At 69.6% G+C, this 16,067-nt stretch carries 19 protein-coding genes and 4 pseudogenes; 8 read left to right on the top strand and 15 right to left on the bottom strand.

Annotation, left to right across the window (positions count from 1 at the left end):
- Positions 1-26 precede the first annotated feature (26 nt).
- Positions 27-668, top strand: coding sequence for a hypothetical protein (locus ACIGXP_RS35440; protein WP_399775477.1), 642 nt, complete (start codon positions 27-29; stop codon positions 666-668).
- 230 nt (positions 669-898) lie between these two features.
- Here ACIGXP_RS35440 and ACIGXP_RS35435 read toward each other — a convergent pair whose 3' ends face one another.
- Positions 899-1,066, bottom strand: coding sequence for a hypothetical protein (locus ACIGXP_RS35435; RefSeq protein WP_399775475.1), 168 nt, complete (start codon positions 1,064-1,066; stop codon positions 899-901).
- Between the two features lie 199 nt (positions 1,067-1,265).
- Here ACIGXP_RS35435 and ACIGXP_RS35430 point away from each other — a divergent pair, with 199 nt between their 5' ends.
- A complete protein-coding gene (locus ACIGXP_RS35430) occupies positions 1,266-1,472 on the top strand; it encodes a hypothetical protein (protein WP_399775473.1) in 207 nt (68 codons plus the stop codon).
- A gap of 249 nt (positions 1,473-1,721) precedes the next feature.
- Here the strand turns inward: ACIGXP_RS35430 and ACIGXP_RS35425 are convergent, their stop codons facing one another.
- The 8 genes and pseudogenes from ACIGXP_RS35425 to ACIGXP_RS35390 form a co-directional block, all read right to left on the bottom strand.
- The gene (locus ACIGXP_RS35425; RefSeq protein WP_399775471.1) at positions 1,722-1,850 is read right to left on the bottom strand and encodes a hypothetical protein; all 129 of its coding nucleotides are present in this window, start codon (positions 1,848-1,850) and stop codon (positions 1,722-1,724) included.
- A gap of 345 nt (positions 1,851-2,195) precedes the next feature.
- Positions 2,196-3,629: pseudogene (locus ACIGXP_RS35420) on the bottom strand (SOS response-associated peptidase family protein); the annotation flags it as partial.
- Positions 3,630-3,805: 176 nt separating this feature from the next.
- On the bottom strand, positions 3,806-4,027 hold the full coding sequence (locus ACIGXP_RS35415; RefSeq protein WP_399775469.1) for a tyrosine-type recombinase/integrase: 222 nt from the start codon (positions 4,025-4,027) through the stop codon (positions 3,806-3,808).
- 82 nt (positions 4,028-4,109) lie between these two features.
- Positions 4,110-4,667, bottom strand: coding sequence for a hypothetical protein (locus ACIGXP_RS35410; protein ID WP_399775468.1), 558 nt, complete (start codon positions 4,665-4,667; stop codon positions 4,110-4,112).
- A gap of 329 nt (positions 4,668-4,996) precedes the next feature.
- Positions 4,997-5,458, bottom strand: coding sequence for a hypothetical protein (locus ACIGXP_RS35405; RefSeq protein WP_399775466.1), 462 nt, complete (start codon positions 5,456-5,458; stop codon positions 4,997-4,999).
- The gene (locus ACIGXP_RS35400) at positions 5,455-5,670 is read right to left on the bottom strand and encodes a hypothetical protein (protein WP_399775464.1); all 216 of its coding nucleotides are present in this window, start codon (positions 5,668-5,670) and stop codon (positions 5,455-5,457) included. The genes ACIGXP_RS35405 and ACIGXP_RS35400 overlap by 4 nt, the downstream gene beginning before the upstream one ends.
- Before the next feature lie 506 nt (positions 5,671-6,176).
- Complete coding sequence (locus ACIGXP_RS35395) at positions 6,177-7,115, bottom strand: hypothetical protein (protein WP_399775462.1); 939 nt, start codon at positions 7,113-7,115, stop codon at positions 6,177-6,179.
- 129 nt (positions 7,116-7,244) lie between these two features.
- A complete protein-coding gene (locus ACIGXP_RS35390; protein ID WP_399775460.1) occupies positions 7,245-7,565 on the bottom strand; it encodes a hypothetical protein in 321 nt (106 codons plus the stop codon).
- Between the two features lie 711 nt (positions 7,566-8,276).
- Here ACIGXP_RS35390 and ACIGXP_RS35385 point away from each other — a divergent pair.
- Both ACIGXP_RS35385 and ACIGXP_RS35380 read left to right on the top strand, forming a co-directional pair.
- Positions 8,277-8,744, top strand: coding sequence for a hypothetical protein (locus ACIGXP_RS35385; protein WP_399775458.1), 468 nt, complete (start codon positions 8,277-8,279; stop codon positions 8,742-8,744).
- 155 nt (positions 8,745-8,899) lie between these two features.
- Entirely contained in the window at positions 8,900-10,714 is a 1,815-nt protein-coding gene (locus ACIGXP_RS35380; RefSeq protein ID WP_399775456.1) for a tetratricopeptide repeat protein, read from the top strand.
- 279 nt (positions 10,715-10,993) lie between these two features.
- On the opposite strand, the gene ACIGXP_RS35375 is transcribed toward ACIGXP_RS35380, so the two are convergent.
- Positions 10,994-11,362, bottom strand: a complete 369-nt coding sequence (locus ACIGXP_RS35375; RefSeq protein ID WP_399775454.1) for a hypothetical protein — start codon at positions 11,360-11,362, stop codon at positions 10,994-10,996.
- Between the two features lie 243 nt (positions 11,363-11,605).
- Entirely contained in the window at positions 11,606-12,040 is a 435-nt protein-coding gene (locus ACIGXP_RS35370; RefSeq protein WP_399775452.1) for a NucA/NucB deoxyribonuclease domain-containing protein, read from the bottom strand.
- Positions 12,041-12,062: 22 nt separating this feature from the next.
- Here ACIGXP_RS35370 and ACIGXP_RS35365 point away from each other — a divergent pair, with 22 nt between their 5' ends.
- The 3 genes and pseudogenes from ACIGXP_RS35365 to ACIGXP_RS35355 all read left to right on the top strand — a co-directional run.
- A complete protein-coding gene (locus ACIGXP_RS35365; RefSeq protein WP_399775450.1) occupies positions 12,063-12,293 on the top strand; it encodes a hypothetical protein in 231 nt (76 codons plus the stop codon).
- 54 nt (positions 12,294-12,347) lie between these two features.
- On the top strand, positions 12,348-12,749 hold the full coding sequence (locus ACIGXP_RS35360; protein ID WP_399775448.1) for a hypothetical protein: 402 nt from the start codon (positions 12,348-12,350) through the stop codon (positions 12,747-12,749).
- 193 nt (positions 12,750-12,942) lie between these two features.
- Positions 12,943-13,023, top strand: a pseudogene (locus ACIGXP_RS35355) (GNAT family N-acetyltransferase); the annotation flags it as partial.
- Here ACIGXP_RS35355 and ACIGXP_RS35350 read toward each other — a convergent pair.
- Positions 12,999-13,385 carry a hypothetical protein gene (locus tag ACIGXP_RS35350; RefSeq protein WP_399775446.1) on the bottom strand — a complete coding sequence of 129 codons (387 nt, stop codon included), beginning with the start codon at positions 13,383-13,385 and terminating at the stop codon, positions 12,999-13,001. The pseudogene ACIGXP_RS35355 and the gene ACIGXP_RS35350 sit on opposite strands and share 25 nt — an antisense overlap.
- Before the next feature lie 216 nt (positions 13,386-13,601).
- Between ACIGXP_RS35350 and ACIGXP_RS35345 the strand changes: the two genes are divergently transcribed.
- Entirely contained in the window at positions 13,602-13,952 is a 351-nt protein-coding gene (locus ACIGXP_RS35345; protein WP_399775444.1) for a hypothetical protein, read from the top strand.
- 116 nt (positions 13,953-14,068) lie between these two features.
- On the opposite strand, the gene ACIGXP_RS35340 is transcribed toward ACIGXP_RS35345, so the two are convergent.
- The 3 genes and pseudogenes from ACIGXP_RS35340 to ACIGXP_RS35330 all read right to left on the bottom strand — a co-directional run.
- Positions 14,069-14,761, bottom strand: coding sequence for a carbon-nitrogen hydrolase family protein (locus ACIGXP_RS35340; protein ID WP_399775442.1), 693 nt, complete (start codon positions 14,759-14,761; stop codon positions 14,069-14,071).
- Positions 14,762-14,979: 218 nt separating this feature from the next.
- Positions 14,980-15,492 (bottom strand): annotated as a pseudogene (locus tag ACIGXP_RS35335) (adenosine deaminase); the annotation flags it as partial.
- Positions 15,493-15,502: 10 nt separating this feature from the next.
- Positions 15,503-16,063 (bottom strand): annotated as a pseudogene (locus ACIGXP_RS35330) (pyridoxal-phosphate dependent enzyme); the annotation flags it as partial.
- Between the last annotated feature and the right edge of the window lie 4 nt (positions 16,064-16,067).

Here is a 16,067-nt window from a genome sequence, read left to right as displayed (position 1 = left end):
CATGAAATCAAGCTAGATCATGCGGAGTGCGGCCGTCGGGCACGGGTCTACTGCTTGCCGAACCGCCGCAGGACCTCGGCAGCCGCAATGACTTCGCGGTGGGGGATCGGACCGATGCCCGGGTTGTGGTCGGGGTGCGTACGCCGAAGGGCAACAACGGGGCACTCACCGGCGGAGGCGGCGGCGCCAGCGGCAGCGAGGTCACCTGCGCCTTCTCGGTCCGCCCCATGGAGCAGCTCACCCTCACTGTCGGCGAGGGCGGCGCCGGCGGAACCGGCGGGGGCACCAAGGCCAACGGCGGACAAGGCCAGCCCGGCACCCGCAGCGCCGTCCGCTATGGCGGCCATGACTTCGCTACCGCGAGCGGCGGAGGCGCAGGGGAAGGCTCAGGCTTCTTCAGCTCCAGCTACGGCGGCGCAGCTGGCACAGCCGTGCCCGGCAGCGCCGCCGCCTGCGCCGCCTACGCCACGACCCTCCCTTCCCGACCTTCGGTAAACGGTGATCCCGGCGGTGAGGGCTTCCGCAACAACTACGGACGGGGCGGCTACGGCGGGAAACTGAACCCCGATGACTGGGACGACTACGGCGGCCGCGGCGCCATGGGGGCCACGGGGCCGGCGCCATCGGCGGGCAGCAAACGGGGCAAGTTACCGCCACCTCCGGGATGAAGGGCTGGCCAGGCGTGATCAAGGTGACTTACACCCCGCAAGGGTAATTAGGCGGTGCCGTGCCCGTTGACCACCGGGTAACCGAGCAAGACGACGCGCTCGCGGCGGCCGTTGTCGCGGACCGTACGGCCCCGGTGTCCTAGCTCAGACACCGGCCGCAAAGTAGCCGTCTGTGATGCTCAGGCGAGGCTGTTGACGTGGTCGGTGGGCCGAGACCCCGTTGTCGTGGGCTACGTCTCCGGAGCACGCAGGTAGGACTGGGCGAAGCGGGTCGCCGGATTGACGAGTGGTGCCGCACCCTTGATGTCTCCGAGCTCCTCTGCCCGGTCCTCCAGCGACGCTGTGGTCTCCAGCCAGGCGGCGAGCAGCACCGCCACCGGGGGGTCGAGTGCGGCCATGTGAGCCGCCGCCCCCGTTGCCGTTCCAGCGTCCCGGATTCACGCACGGTCGTGGCGGCTGGGGCGGCCCGAGGCCCAGGATTGCCGGGCACCGTCCTGGTCGACGGCGAACGATCCAGACCGCCGGAATGCGGCGGCCGGGCCCGATGGACCACGGACCCGGCGTCCAGCGGAGCCGGCCTGCACACGAGGAGAAATCATGAGGAAGCACCTGACCGCAGGGTGGGCGCGTGTGGCGCTGGCCGTCGGCGCGGCGGCGCTGGCCGTAGGACTGCCGGTCACGGCGGTGACCACCACGGCACACGGCAGCGCCACCGGGCACGCGACCGCCTGGGGGCCGGGCCTGTGGATGGTGCACGACGCCGGCCAGATGGCACCGGCCGACTGCGGTCACTGCACGATCTGACCGGAGAGCCGCAGTACTTGCCTGGCGAGGCGCTACGGCCTGGCCGGCCCTGCGGAGCCGGTCAGGCCAACCGGGCGGTGCGGCCCGGTGCTGACGGAATCGGGCTCCGGTGTCCGACCAGTCGTAGGCCTCGGCGCCCAGGCCCGGTCATTCCTCGTCGGTGTGTCCCAGCAGCACTCGCCTGTTTGCCCGGCAGGTGATTCGGCCTCAGGAGACCGCTTCTCGGGCACTACGGCCGGCTTCCGCGGGCTACGCGGCGCGGTCCTCCAGTCCGCCGCGGCCCGCGGGCGCCCCGTGCAGCGGGTCCCGGTGCGACTTCAGCAACCGGACCGCGTCGCGCAGCTCCTTGTCGGTGTGGATGCGCGGCTCGTGCCACACCGCCACATCCAGCGGTGCAGCCGCTCACGGTGCCGCTTGGTACCGCAGATCTCGCTGGGGACCGCTTCCAGCCGCTCGGCGGCGCCCTTGCGCAGGCCGAGCACAACAGCCCCAACAGTTGCTTGGCCTCGAGTCGTCGAGCGGGGTCGGACCGCGCGACGCCCGCCGGCACAGCTACGCCACATGAACGCACCTCCGAGCGCCGAGACGCTTTTCCCTGCAGAGTGGGAGCGGAGCCTGTCCGGGACCCATCGCACGTCGTCCCGGGCGGGCCACACGCCGTCGGGCGTGAGCCGTCGGCTCGTCCCGTGAATCGGCATGGCCGTTCGGTGTTCGCTTTTGAGTGACCTCTTCGAGTAGCTGGGGGCCGTAGTTGCGGACGTTGTTGAAGGCCGCGGAAACGGGCCAGGCGTCCAGGTCGCCCCCTGCGGGCTGATCGAGCCTGGAGCGCAGGTCGTCGGGGTCCTGGTGGCCGGGGTCGAGCCAGGTGTTGTAGTGGTCGGGGGTGAGTGCGAGCGGCATGCGGGGGTGCACGCGGCCGGCGGCGTCGGTGGCCTCGGTGGTGATGATGGTGCAGGTCATCAGCCAGGCCGTGGGGTCGTCGTCGTGTTTGACCTCTGGGTTGCGCCAGTACTCGTACAGCCCGGCGAGCGCCATCCCCTGGTCGTCCTCGGGGTGGATGAAGTACGGCTGCTTGCGGCTCTTGCCTGTTGCGGGGTCCTTGGCCTGCTGCCACTCGTAGAAGCCGTCGGCCGGCAGCAGGCAGCGACGCTTGAGGAACGCGCGGCGGAAGGCGGGTTTTTCGTGCACGGTCTCTACCCGCGCGTTGATCATCCGTCCGCCGATCTTGAGGTCCTTCGCCCACGACGGCACCAGGCCCCAGCGCAACGGCCGCAGCTGCCTGCCCACCTCCCCGGCGTCGTCGCGCTCGCGCGGGGGGCGCTGGAGAACGGCCCACACATCGTTGGTCGGGGCCACATTCCAGTTCGGCGCGAGGCTCTCTTCGGCACGCCAGTCGGTGACGTGGAAGAGCTGTACGAGGTCCTGGGGTCTGCGGGTGGAGACGTATCGACCGCACATGCAGCCACTCTCCCACTGCCCCGCTGCCAACCGCCCTGTTGGCTCCGTGTCGAGTTGACAAAGCCGGCCGCGATGGAGCTGAGGCGAGGGGCGGCCCCTTGACCAGAGCGCGAGGCGTGGGGCCGCCCACGCCTTGCTAGTCCTGTCAGTAGCGCAAGGGACTACGAGGCTAAGCACCGCGCTGGCGATCGCGCCAGCAACCTGAGCGGGCACGTACGCGGCGACGTCGCGCAGGGCCAGGCCTCCCCCGGTGCGGCGGCCAGTGAAGCAGGCAGCGAGGGTGACCGCAGGGTTGAAGTGCGCCCCGGACACCGGGTCGAGCAGGGCGATCAGCACGCCGAGACCGAACAGGGTGGCCAGAGAGTTGGCCAGCAGGTGCATACCGACGTCGCGGGCCAGCTCGGTAGCCTGATTACCGGAGCCGACCACCACCGCGACCAGCGCGGCCGTCCCCAGCCCTCGACCGCCACCCGCCGTATCAGCGGCGCGGGCGCGCACGCCGGAGCCACTGTCGGAGCGGGACCACTTGTCGCGGTGCCGCGAGCACAATCCCTTGCCGGCGGCGCCGAAGCGGCAGCTGGGGACGGTGCAGTGCGTGAGCTCGCCCAGGCCCCGGAGCGGAGGGCCGGGATCGGTGAGGAACACCGAGAGGTCAGGGCGCCCGACCCGGCGCCAGCGCTGGGCATGGCCGGTGCACATGCCCTGTTCGTGAGCGGCGCGGTTGCAGCCCAGGACCGGGCAGCACTTCCAGCCCAGCACCGGGTCGTCGGCGTCGGGGACCAGGACATCGACGCGGAACTCCGGACGGATCGCGGCCAGCAGTTTCTCCAGCAGCCCGGACCGGCCGAGCGGGCCCGTGGGCAGGGGTGTGACGGTCACAGCCGTACCTCCCGGCCGGTGAACCAGCCCGCTGCTTCCCGTGTCTGGCGGGCGTCCTCGACGGTGAGGTGCCCGTACGTGTCGATCGTGGCGGTGATCGAGACATGTCCGAGGAGTTCCTTCACGCTCTCCATGCCGGCACCTTTGCGGAGCAGCCAGGTGGCGTAGGTATGGCTTGTGTTCGCAGAGACCGTGTGCGGTTGGGTTCGCGTGGTCATTGAGCTGGGCCACTCTCGACGCCGCGTTTGCGACGGAGAGAGCAGCGCGTGTTGCATTCTGGCGACGACACTGTGACGCGTATCACCCGGCCTGTCCATCACGGCTGCCCATTGGGTAGCGCTCTTGAATCAGACGATTCAGGCTCTCCCGTACCGTGTCCAACTGGGAGGTGGTGTCGGTCGTCTCCTGGATCATGACCTGCAGCTCCCGGGCGTCGATCCCCTGCTTGAGAGCGTGGTCGATCTTGTCACGATGACCTGTGACCCACTCGACACGAGCCTCCACGGCGGTCTCGAACTCATCAAGTAGGTCGGCACAGTAGATGCGCATCAGGCCGCGCAACGTGCGACGTGCTGCCTGACGGCGTTTTGTGACGCTCCAACGCTGGACCAGGGGGACGGATGGGGCCATGACCGCATCAATGTCCCGCTGCGCCAACTCAATGTATCCCGGCTTCAACGGGATCCCGAGCACTTTCCTTCTGGGCGGTGCGGCGTTGCTCACCGACGCGATGTCCCTTGTCACTGTGACGCGGGTGAGGTGCTGGGATCTGAGGCGTTCAAGGGCCTCACCGGTCTTCCTCGCGGCCTCGCACCAGTCGCTCAGGATCTCGTGCAACTCCAGCAGCGCTTCGTGCATGTTCGGCCATGTCGGTGTGCTCGTGGCTCGATCTGACACCTTTTGCAGCACGCTTCCTGCTGCCTTGGCGACGACTGTTGCTTCGGGGCCTACCACCATCAGGGATCGTCCCGCTCTCGCCCAGAGGACTGAAGTCCCAGTCAGGGTAAGTTGTTCCTGGGGGACAGGGGGGCGATTCGTTCGGCCATGCCCCTGCTTGAGATCCACTGGGAGGCCGCGGTGCTGCTGCCCGGATGCAGCATTCGCATTGCTGTTCTGGTGCTATCTACTCGTCCTCCACAACGGCGCCTGGCAAGACCACGGCTGCATCCTCTCTGCCTCTGCCCAGGTCAGCTGCAGGTCCCGATCACGGTGGTTCGCGGTGCGGGAAGGCGGCTGACCCGTGTTGTTCCGGCGGCGGCTTCGCGGAGCCGGGCGATCTCCTCGTGCTGTGCGGCGAGCCGGGCCAGGGCCTGGGCGCGGAAGTCCGTGAACTCGTCGATCGTCTGCTCGGACCGGGCCAGCCGTTCCTTGAGTTTGGTGATCTCCGTCTTGAGTCGGCTGATCTGGGCTTCGCGGGGGTCGGGGATCTCTCCAGCCTGCTGCAGAGCCTGAAGGCGCCGCTCGAACTCGGCGCGAAGGTGCGCGTAGGGGCGGTTGCCATAGAAGGCGGTGCGGTCGACGCCCGCTTCGCGGGCGAGGGTCTTGATGTCGCACCTTCCGCCGGGTGGGATCTCGCCGCGTAGGATCCGGTCCATGGCGGCCCGGATGCGGTTCTCGTTCTCGGTGCGCTGGGCTTGGGAGATTCTCATGCGGACTCCTCGTCCTTGGTCGCGCTGGTGGCTTCAATCTCGGCGACGACACGGCGGGCCCGGTCGAAGTCGGCCTGGAGCCGGGTGCGTTCGGTCTTGCGAGCGGTGCCGAGCTGGCCGATGAAGATCTTTGTTCTGTCGGCGTGCTCGGCCCAGACGGGCCGGTGGCGGGGGTGGTGGGTGGCCTGCGGACAGCGGGCGGAGTCACACATCCCGATCAGCGGCCGGTCCGCGGCGGGGTGCCGGCGAGCCTGAGGCAGAGCGCCCGGGCGGGGTCGGTGACCAGCAGTAGTTCGCCGGTCCGAGGTGGAGGACCTTGGCGCGTTTGGTCAGCAGGTTGAGCACGTCGCGGTCACTGCGCTGCGTCTTGGGCGCCGACGCTGCTGCCGGGTAGAGCTTCTCGTCGATGCTGGCGAAGAACTCGGTGAGGCTCCGAGCTCCCGGGCCGGCCGGCAGGATGCCCTGCTGGTAGTTGCGGAACTCGGCCAGGACCAGATCCAGGTTGCGATCGCTCTCGTGCTTGTTGCAGCTTGATCGCCGTGCCGAGCCCGAGCGGCTCGCGGCCGTCGCGTCGCACTATCTGTGTCCGGGTCCGCTTCGGCTTCTCCTGGCGGCGGCCGCCGTTCTTCTTCGCCGCCTCCCGAGCCGCGTCCGGGGCCTGGCGGGCGAGGTCGACCCCGCTCAGCTCGCTGCTCACGCAATCACCACCCCGGCCTGGTCACCATCCAGGGGCCGGGCCGAGAGCTCGGACAGCCGGGCAGACCACCGCGCGGGCGCGGCCGTCTCGGTGCGGTCCGCTGTCTGCTCGCGCAGCTGCTCCAGCCGCACCTTGAGCAGGTACTCGGCTGTGCGCTCCCGGGGCGGCGTAGGCGGCCTTCGTCGCGGCGGCGACCGCGTCCGCGCCGGTGGGGTTCGCGCGGAACCACCGGCGGTTCTGCTCGGCCTTGTACGCCCGGCGGGCTTCCGCGTCGGCCTCCGGAGTTCGGCCCAGCCGCCCGAGAGCGCTGCTGCGGTACTCCGACAGTGCCTGCTGCACGACCTGGAGGGCGTTGAAGGCCAGCACGGACGCCGCAGCGACCGGATTCGCCTCCAGCTCGCCCGGCTCCATCAGCTCCAGGAAATGCTGGTGGGCGGCCTCGATGTCGGCTCCCAGCGTCGTGCGGACGTGAGCGGTGACGGCGGCGACATCGCCCGGGTCGGTCAGGTCGGCTGCCCAGGTGGCCGCGAGCAGCCCGCCCTCCGTGATCGCCGCCTCGGTCCGACGCCTAAAACCGCACGCCTCGCACAGCCCGGCCGACCGCTGCTGCCCGCAGTCCTCGCACGGCAGTGCCTGCCGCACCGCATCGGCGTCCGCCGCTTCCTGGCGCTCGCGCTCCGCCCGCTTCCGGGCCGCCGCACGGGCCTCATCCCGCCGGGCCTGCTCCGCACGGGCCTGCTCACGGCGCGCCACGAAGTCCTCTGCCTCGGCTACGGCGTACTCGCGCAGCCGCTCCTCGAGGACCTGGCGGCGCCGCGCCGCACCGAGCCCGGGCAGCTCCCGGTCGATGTCGGCCGCGATCCGCGCTCGCAGGGCACGACGGAGGTGGATCACGTTGCCGCAGGTGTCCAGCCGGATCCCGTCGTCGCAGCGCAGGGCCGAGCAGGCCGGCCGCTGCACCAGACCTCGCCGGCGTAATCCAGCCGAACGGGCTGTTGACCCGAGCCTCGCCGCCGACCTCCTCAAGGCGGTCAGCGAGCCGGTTGGCCAGCAGCCGCGGCGCGCGCTCCGGCTCCATCAGCAGGCTTTTCAGCCGCTCCAGCTCTGCCTCCGGCCCGCGACGTGGTTCTGCTGCCAACGGTTCAGCCTCGCCCACAGCCACGCGACCGGCCCCAGCGCCACCCGCAGACGAAGATCATCGGGAAGGTCCACCCTCCCCTGCTGCCGCGTCTTTCCACCCCGCACGGCCTTCGGCCGGCCACCGGCCCGGGCCCCGGCAGCACGCTGCCCACACTGCTCATCGACCGCGGACTTGCCAGGCTTTTCCCCGCGGAGCGGGCCAACCTCCGCCACCGGCAACGTCCGCTCAGCAGCGGAGTCCTCGCCGTCGGCAGCCTGGTCCTCGCGCACGCACGCGCGCTCCGGCCGACGGCCTTCAGCCCCACGGCCTTCGCCGGAAAAACCACCAGAGAGCTGCAGACGAACGACAGGAGTAACCACAGAAGCGTGGTCTGCGTGGAACTCTGCACCATCGGGACGCTCCCGATCCCCCGTATCCATCGCCGCCTCGGCACGACGAACCCCAGAGGTACCAAGGGCACCGGAACCCTGGCCAGGACCATGATCTCCGAACGCACCATCGGGACGCTGCGAAAACACCGCTCGCGGACGACGGTGACCGCCCCGGCACAGTCTGCGAAGCCGGATGCCACACACGGGGGATGGGGCATCCGGGCCAATGAGCACCGTAGCCTCTCGTGTGCTACGGACGGGGAGCTCCATGGCGCCAAGGCTTCGGCGCTCTCCTGGTCCCTGACCTGCTCCGTGGCACCGACGGAGCAGGCCGGACAGGCAGGATGCGCCGTGGCGGTCGCGATAGTTGGCACCGTGTGGTCATCATCGTTGGCACTCGCTCGCGTTGGTCGGCCCATCTGTCACCTTGACCAAGGTGGTTACCGGTCAACGGCCCGCGCATCCCGACGGCCGTGCCGACGAGGCGTCGGCGTCCTCCACTTACCAGTCACGGATCTGCCGTCGTGTGGGGCTTCTTATTCTCCTTCTGCGACGTGGTGGGGGGCGCTACGGTTTGTTGCAGGGCCAGTGCGGGTTCGAGGGGGGCGTGTGACGGGGATCGAGCTGGTGGTTGGGTACTTGGCCGCATGGGCAGTGCGTAAGGGCCGCCGGGTGGCTGGCCGGGCCGACGAGGAGGTCGACCAGGTACTGGATGCGGGTATGAACCGCCTCCATGAGGTGGTAGCGGGCAAGCTCGGCGGCGATCCCGCGCTGGAGCGGATGGCCCTGGAGGGCCAGTCCGGGGAGACCTCGGAGCGGGCCCGCCAGCGTGTCCGACTCGCCCTTGAGGACGCTGCCGATGACGACCCCGACTTCGCCCAGGTCCTGCAGAACGTTGTCGACCGGCTGGAAGAACTCAAGCAGCAGGGCGGCGCGGCCGCCAGGGGCGGGGCGAGCGCGGTCGGTGGCAGCGTCTCCATTCGCGCAGACCGTAGTTCGGCGGCGGCGTGGACCATGGGCGATGTGGCTTTCGGGACGCCGCCGGGCCCTCAGCAGCCGGGCCCGCAGCGGAGCTGAGCGGGCCCGGCATCCCCTGCCCGGATACACACGCATCCCCACCCACGGCTGGGGGTGTCTCCGCTGACCGCGGCAGTATTGCCGTCGGTCACGCCGATGAGGTCCGCTTCTACGCTGCCCCACGGGTGAAAGCCTCTTGGCCGCATCAGGTCGGGGTGATCCCGCCACGCGCGCAGTGGTTCCAGGACCGGACGGAGACGACGCGGCTGGCCGGGTTTGTAGCCGGCGGCGGGACCGTCGTGGTGGAATCCGCCCAGCCTGCCCCGGCGGGCGGGGTGCTGGCGGGGATGGGCGGAGTCGGCAAGACCCAACTCGCGGCCGCCCACGCCCGTACCGCCTGGAGTAAAGGCGAGCTAGACGTACTGGTGTGGGTCACCGCCAATTCCCGCAGCGCGGTCGTCGCCGGCTACGCCCAGGCCGCCGCCGAACTCCTCGCCTGCGACGCGAACGACGCCGAGACCGCCGCACGGGAGTTTTTGGCCTGGCTGGAACCGAAGCCGGACAAGCAGCGGTGCAGGTGGCTGATCGTGCTGGACGACGTCGCCGACCCCGCCGACATGACGGGATGGTGGCCGCCGGCCAGCCGCACCGGGACCACGCTGGCCACCACCCGCCGCAAGGACGCCGCCCTGACCGGCGATGGCCGGCGGCTGATCACGGTCGGCCTATTTACCCCCGACCAAGCACTGGCCTACCTCACACGCGCCCTGGCCGCCCACCACCTGACCGAACCCGAGGACCAGCTTGCCGCTCTCGCCGACGACCTCGGACACCTGCCCCTCGCTCTCTCCCAGGCCGCCGCGTACTTGATCGACACCGGTATCGGCTGCGCCGCCTACCGGAATCTCCTGGCCGACCGTACCCGCACTCTCGCCGACGCTGCCCCTGAGAGCCTCCCCGACGACCAGCCTCACACCGTCGCCGCCGCCTGGAGCCTTTCCATCGACCGCGCCGACACCCTCCGTACTTCCGGCCTGGCCCGCCCATTGCTGCAACTCGCCGCCCTCCTCGCCGCTGATGGCATCCCGAAGACGGTCCTCACCAGCGCGCCCGCCGTGGCCCACCTCACGGCTATCACCGGATCCGGTGCCCTCACAGCGGAGCATGTGAGCCTTGCCCTGAGCGCACTGCGCCGGTTGAGCCTGATCGAGATCAGTTTGAGCAACTCCCATCAGGAGGTGCGCGTCCACCAGCTGATCCAGCGTGCCGTCCGCGACACCCTCACAGCAGCTGAAACGGAGCAAGCGGCGCGTGCTGCCGCCGACGGGCTCCTCGCCGCATGGCCCGAACCCGAGCGCGACACCGTTCTGGCTGCGGCACTGCGCGCTAACACCACTGCGCTGATCAACCGCGCAGAGGATGCTCTCCACCAACCCGATGCTCACCCAGTGCTGTTCCGAGCCGGACATAGTCTAGGCGGCACGGGACAGGTCGCCGCTGCTACCGCCTACTTCAAGCACCTGGCGGATACCATCAGCCGGTATCTGGGCCAAGACCATCCTGACGTCCTTGCGGCCCGGCACAGCCTCGCCTACTGGACAGGCAAGGCCGGGGATGCCACCAGTGCCGCCACCGCGCTCGCCCAGCTCCTACCCGACCGTGTCCGAATCCTGGGACCCGACCACCCCCACACCCTGAACACCCGCCACGATCTCGCACGCTGGCAAGGAGAAACGGGGCATCCGTCTGACGCTGCAGCCGCCCTCACCACACTCCTGCTGGATCGGATTCGGGTTCTGGGGCGTGACCACCCTGAGGTGCTCGCGGCCCGGCACAGCCTCGCCTACTGGACAGGCAAGGCCGGGGATGCCACCAGTGCCGCCACCGCGCTCGCCCAGCTCCTACCCGACCGTGTCCGAATCCTGGGACCCGACCACCCCGACACCCTGAACACCCGCCATGAACTCGCACGCTGGCAGGGAGAGGCAGAAAGGGGCGGCGGCACCAGTGACGGCAGGTCAGGCTTATAATCGCACCTTTCGCTGTCGTTACCGGGGCAGTCCCGGTGCCGTCCGTAGCAGCGCGGCCATGCGCTCCGGAGGCCGGGGATGTGGCCAGCGCTGTCGCAGCCTTCGGCCAGCTGCTTCAAGACTGCCTACGGGTCTACCTCGACCAATCGCGACGGCCTCGCCTTCTGACTTCGGCTCACCGAAGGCGACTGACGCTGCCGATTCCCGGCAGTCTCCGGCGGCCTTCGAGATGCTGTACCAAACAGTGGATGACCACGGCATCCTGGCCGTGCGGGCACTCTACTGCGGCTTACGGAAGGTCCGAGCATCCTCCTTCAGCCAGCGCAACCCGTCCTCCGGTGCCGGCCACATGTCGATGCGGTGCCGTTCCGTCAGCTCGTGCCCGTCCTCCCCGTATGCCACCGACAGAGAGTCGTCAGCGCCCGTCACCGACAGCCTCACCCGCCAGTTGCACTTGTCGCCGTAACCGGGCCATGGCAGATCGAACTCCTGCAACTGCCCGTCCAGGTTGCTCAGCTGAACGTACGACTCCGCCTGAAGATCGCCCTCCACGATCTCGTCCCAGCCCTCTGAGTCCAGCTCCGGTTCGCTCTCGTGGACCCGCACCACGGCCGGTATATCACCGTGCTGCACACCCGTCCTGATCACAAGCCCGGGATGCTCCTCGCTGGCTTCCATCACCGCTACCCGCCCGTTCTCCCGCTGCCGCCCCGCCCCCCCTCGGAATCTCGCCCGGCTCCGGCTCGCTCCCCGTGATCCAGTAGTGCACGTAAGCGGCGTGGAGTGTCATCTCTTGCTGCATCACAGGCATCCCCGAATCGTCGGCCTAAGGTGCGTCAAACGTACCGGCCCCCACGCGAATGCGTGGGGGCCGGTTTCAGCGTGGTCGGGTCAGCGAACGATCGCGACCTGGAACGGGTCCTTGTTCAAGATCCGGTTGACCGTGTAGAACCTGTTCAGGTCCCGCCCGGCGTCCGTGTTCTGCGTCTCGTTCACCATGCGGCGGCTGAACCTGCCCAGTAGCGCACCGCCCTGGTAGGTGCTCGCGAACGCGTACTCGTCACACGACTTCCCGGCCGGACGCGGAAGGCTGTCCGGGCACGACGTGCGCCGGTTTCGCCGGATCTGCGTGTCGTCATACAGCCGCTGCAGCACCGTCCGGCCGCCGTATGCGCCGGGAAGCCCGGAGGCCTGCGCGTCCTTGATGTGCTTCGCGACCTCCTTCACGTACCCGGACAGCGAGTACTGGATCACGTTCTTCGACTGCGGGAAGACGCACCCGTATGACCTCGGGTAGCCCTTCAGTGCGTTGTCGCAGCGCACCACCGGCGCTGGGAACGAGACTGGATTGCTCGGCGTCGCACCCGGCACCGTGAAGATCCACTTCGGGGTCGCTCCGCTCGCGAGGATCTTCCCCCTGCCGACCTTGCTCGTGAAGGTGAAGTTCGCCGATACCCTCCCGCTCGCGCCGAGCGGCTGTGGCGGGATGTTCCCGCGCGTCGTCGCGTTGCTCGCGGAAGCACTGCCCGAGATCACCGCACCAGCGGCAGCGCCGGACACGCTGTTCCGGGTGAAATGAAGGCTGTACGGGAACGCTTTCGACCCGGTGCGAGAGGACACGTCACCGTGGACGGTGTACGTCATCTTCCCCAGCTCCCGGCCGGTACGCGCGTCGAGCACCCGGAAGATGCCGGTGGCGTTCGCGCACGCGTGGAAGCGGCTGATCAGCCATGCGTTCCGCACGAGGGAACACGAAGTGGCTGCCTGTGGGCTGGCGCTGAAGCTGTTCACGAGGGCGACACGGTCACCGTTGGCGCGGGCCTTCGCGAGGGCCTGCTGTACGGCGTCGGCCTTGGCACTCACGGGCTGCGTGACCGACGCCGTCACCGTGGTGGTGACGGGACTGCTGCTCTGTGAAACGGCGTTGGCCGATCCGGTCAAAGAGCCGGCCGCAGCGGCGACGATGGCTGCTCCGGCGGCAACGAGGCGAATGATCAGTGATCGAGGCTATGCGCCGACAGATCGAACAAGCTAGCGATTTACTGCCTTTGGCCTGCTCTTTTCGGTATGGCCGGAATAACTCCCTGCGCTACTACACGAGTTCCGGCAGCGACGACGAGGCCGGCGCGGCACGGTGGGTTCGCGAGCAGCATCGAGAGTGAAAGACCGGCGACCGCTTCGCATTCGCCGCCGTAGAGCCCGAAACCGCTGGCGGCGAGGGGCGATTGGTGGGTCACATCGTCCTCAAGGGCGTTGCCTCTGGCACCCCGACGGCCGAGGTCGGCTACTGCACCGCGGCGTACGCACGCGGCCGAGGAGTCGCTTCCCGCACGCTGCGGACGCTCACCGACTGGGCCTTCGCTACCTTCGCTGGTGACACCCGTGACGGCCGAGTACGAGACGCGAGGTGAAAGCTGCGCGCGGCGATCAGGCGGTGGTCGGTCAGGTGGTGCTCGGCAAACAGTGCCTCCAGGCGGGAGCGGCGCTCCCCGTAGGGCGTCCGCAACAGCTCCTGCCCGTCGACCTGGAGAGCATCGAACGCGACGAAGTGAGCCGTCTCCTCCGCGAGCCGGGCAGCGGTCCGGCTGCTGGATGCCGCTCGCCGTTGCATGGCCTCGAACGACAGTCGGCCGCCAGCCCATACCACCAGCTTGCCGCTGACGGACGTCATGGCGACCGGCAGCCATGCCGCTGTCCTGGCCGACGTACGGCCGGGATCGGCTGTTGTCGTCCTCGGGGACGGCGCCGTCGGGCGCTGCGCCGCACTCGCCGCTCGCCGCGCCGGAGCGGGACGGATCTTCCTCGTCGGGGGGCCCCCCCCCCCCCCCCCCCCCCCCCCGGGGGGGGGGGCCCCCCCACTTCCTGGCTGCGGACGACCTCGCGACCATTGGATTCATCCAGGACGAGTCCAAGGGCGGGGTCCGCAGCGTCGCGTGCGGGGACCCAGTCCGCTCTCGACCTCGCGATCGAGCTGGTCCGGCCCGGCGGCACCATCGGCTCCGTCGGCGTTCCCAACGGCGTGGACCGCGTCGACCTCTACCGGCTGTTCCGCCACAACATCGCCCTACGGGCCGGCGTCGCCCCGGCCCGCTATCTGGAACCGCTGCTCGCGGAAGCCCTCGCTGGGCAGCTCGACCCGTCGCCAGTGCTCTCGGCCGGGATGTCGCTGGACCATGTCGCCACCGCCTACCGAGCCATGGACGCTCGTCAGGCGATCAAGGTTGCGGTCCGCCCATGAGGCCCCACCGTGCGAATTCCCGCGCTGAGTGGAGTCACAGCACACCCTGCACGCATCCGCCGGTTCGAGTGCCCTCCGTCATCTGCCCGTCGCGGCTCCCGTGCTCCGGCTCGGACTCACTTGACGAACACTGCCCGCGCGATCTCATCGGGCGCGGCGCTCGCCTCCGCGACCAGTGCCCCGTCGGCGGACCAGATGCCCGAGCGACCGGACGTGCGGTCGAAGCCGCCGCCGGTCGGGCCCGCGAAGGCGGCCGTGGCGACCCACACCCCGTGGTCGGCTGCGATCCGGCGGGCGCGCTCGCCGTGGACCTCAGCTTCGTGGTCGGCGTGGACAACCCCGGCCACATACCCATCGATGCCCAGCGCCACGGTCTGCGCGGCGTGCTCGGGGATGCCCGTGTCGCGGCAGACGGCAAGCCCCAGCCGCCACCCGTCCACTTCGATCATGGCGGGCTCCCCGGGCACGAAGTGGTCGGCCTCACTGCCGTGCAGGTACACCTTCCCGTAAGCGACCCGCGCGCCCTTGCCGTCCACGGCCAGGATGCCGATACGCGGACCCGGCACAGGAGCGCCGACCAGGGCAAGCGTCCCGCTCTCGGCGCACGCGGCAACGATGGGAGCCAACCGTTCGTCGTCGGGAAGGACCGGCGCCGCCTCCAACTTGTATCCCGTCAGCGACATCTCGGGGAAGGCCACCACCCGGGCGTTCGCCGCCCGGACGGCCTCCCGATGTGCCACTGCGTTGGTCTTCACGTCGAAAGCCGTGCACCTCGGCTGTGCCACCGCGATGCTCGACGACTGCCCCATCCCGAACCCCCCTCGTCGAATCGCAAGATCAGCCTACCGAGCGCCACACAGCGAGCCGTTGCGTACCTGTACCAGAGGGCTGCAGACGCCCATCAGCACTTCACCGCCTGCCAGGACTCAACACTCCCCGGCCTCGTCACCCGAAAGTCACTGTTCAGCTCGCTGGTAGACCGATGCGCGACAGTTGATCACACGAGCCCACCAGTGAACCAGTGTTCTCAGCTGCTCAGCCATTGCTCGATCTCGGCGCCGAGCTGCGCTTTCAGCTCTGATGGAGCGAAGCTGCCCTCGACCGAGGCACGGGCCAGGTCCGCCAGTTCGGCGTCGCCGTACCCGAAGATCTCCCGGGCGCGCTGGTACTCCGCCGCCAACGCCGTCTCCCCGTCAGTGTTCACAGTGACCGTCACACCGGCCTCGACCAGGCGCGGCAGCGGGTGCTCCGCGAGCGACGGCACCAGTCCGAGCAGGACATTGGAGGATGGGCAGACCTCCAGCGGCACACGGCGTGTCCGCAGCTCGGCGATCAGGGCTGGGTCCTCCAGCGCCCGGATGCCGTGGCCTACCCGCTCCGCCTGCCCCACCGTCAGGGCTTCCCAGATGCCGGCCGGGCCGGCCGTCTCTCCGGCGTGGTGCACCAGGTGCAGCCCTGCCTCGCGGGCGGCCTGCAGCACCTCGGCGAACGGCGCCGCCGGGTAGGACTCATCCCCCGCGAGCCCGATGGCGATCACCTGTGGACGGTGTTCAGTGCTCGGTGGGCCGGTTGATCAGGTCGGCGGGATCGGTGTTGGCGCCGCACAGCACGACGCAGACCTTCTCCCCGCTACCCGGCCGGTAACTGCGGCTCGGAGCTTTCGACCGGCCCGGCAGGTCCCGGTCGACGTGTTCGTCTGGCGCGGTGAGCGCGGCCAGCGCGGTCGCGGCGCCGTGTTCGACGGCCACCTTCCGGTGATCCCAAAGTGCCTGCCGGGCCCGGACGATCTCCTCATCCCGTACCAACACGGAGTGCACGCGATCCTGCTGAACGGCGTGCAGGGCCATGGCGGAGGTACGGCGGGCCCCGAGGGAGTCAGCCGCGATGGAGTCAACGGTGACGTCGATGGGGCGGCCGGCTTGCAAGGCGGCGTTCAGTGCGCGGCAGTTCTGGGGCTCCACGGCGATGACGCGGATGCCGTGGTGCTGGGCGGCGGTGGCCACTCCGGTGAACAGGCCGCCGCCGCCGACCGCGACGACTACGGTGTCCAGGCCGGGGATCTGCTGGTGGATTTCCTCCAGCAGCGTACCGGCTCCGGCTGCGATGAGCGGGTCC

This window comes from Streptomyces sp. NPDC053069 (genome assembly GCF_044546895.1).
Lineage (GTDB): Bacteria > Actinomycetota > Actinomycetes > Streptomycetales > Streptomycetaceae > Streptomyces.
The sequence above is the reverse complement of the archived record's forward strand: the minus strand, read 5'-3'. Positions and strand labels throughout refer to the sequence as shown.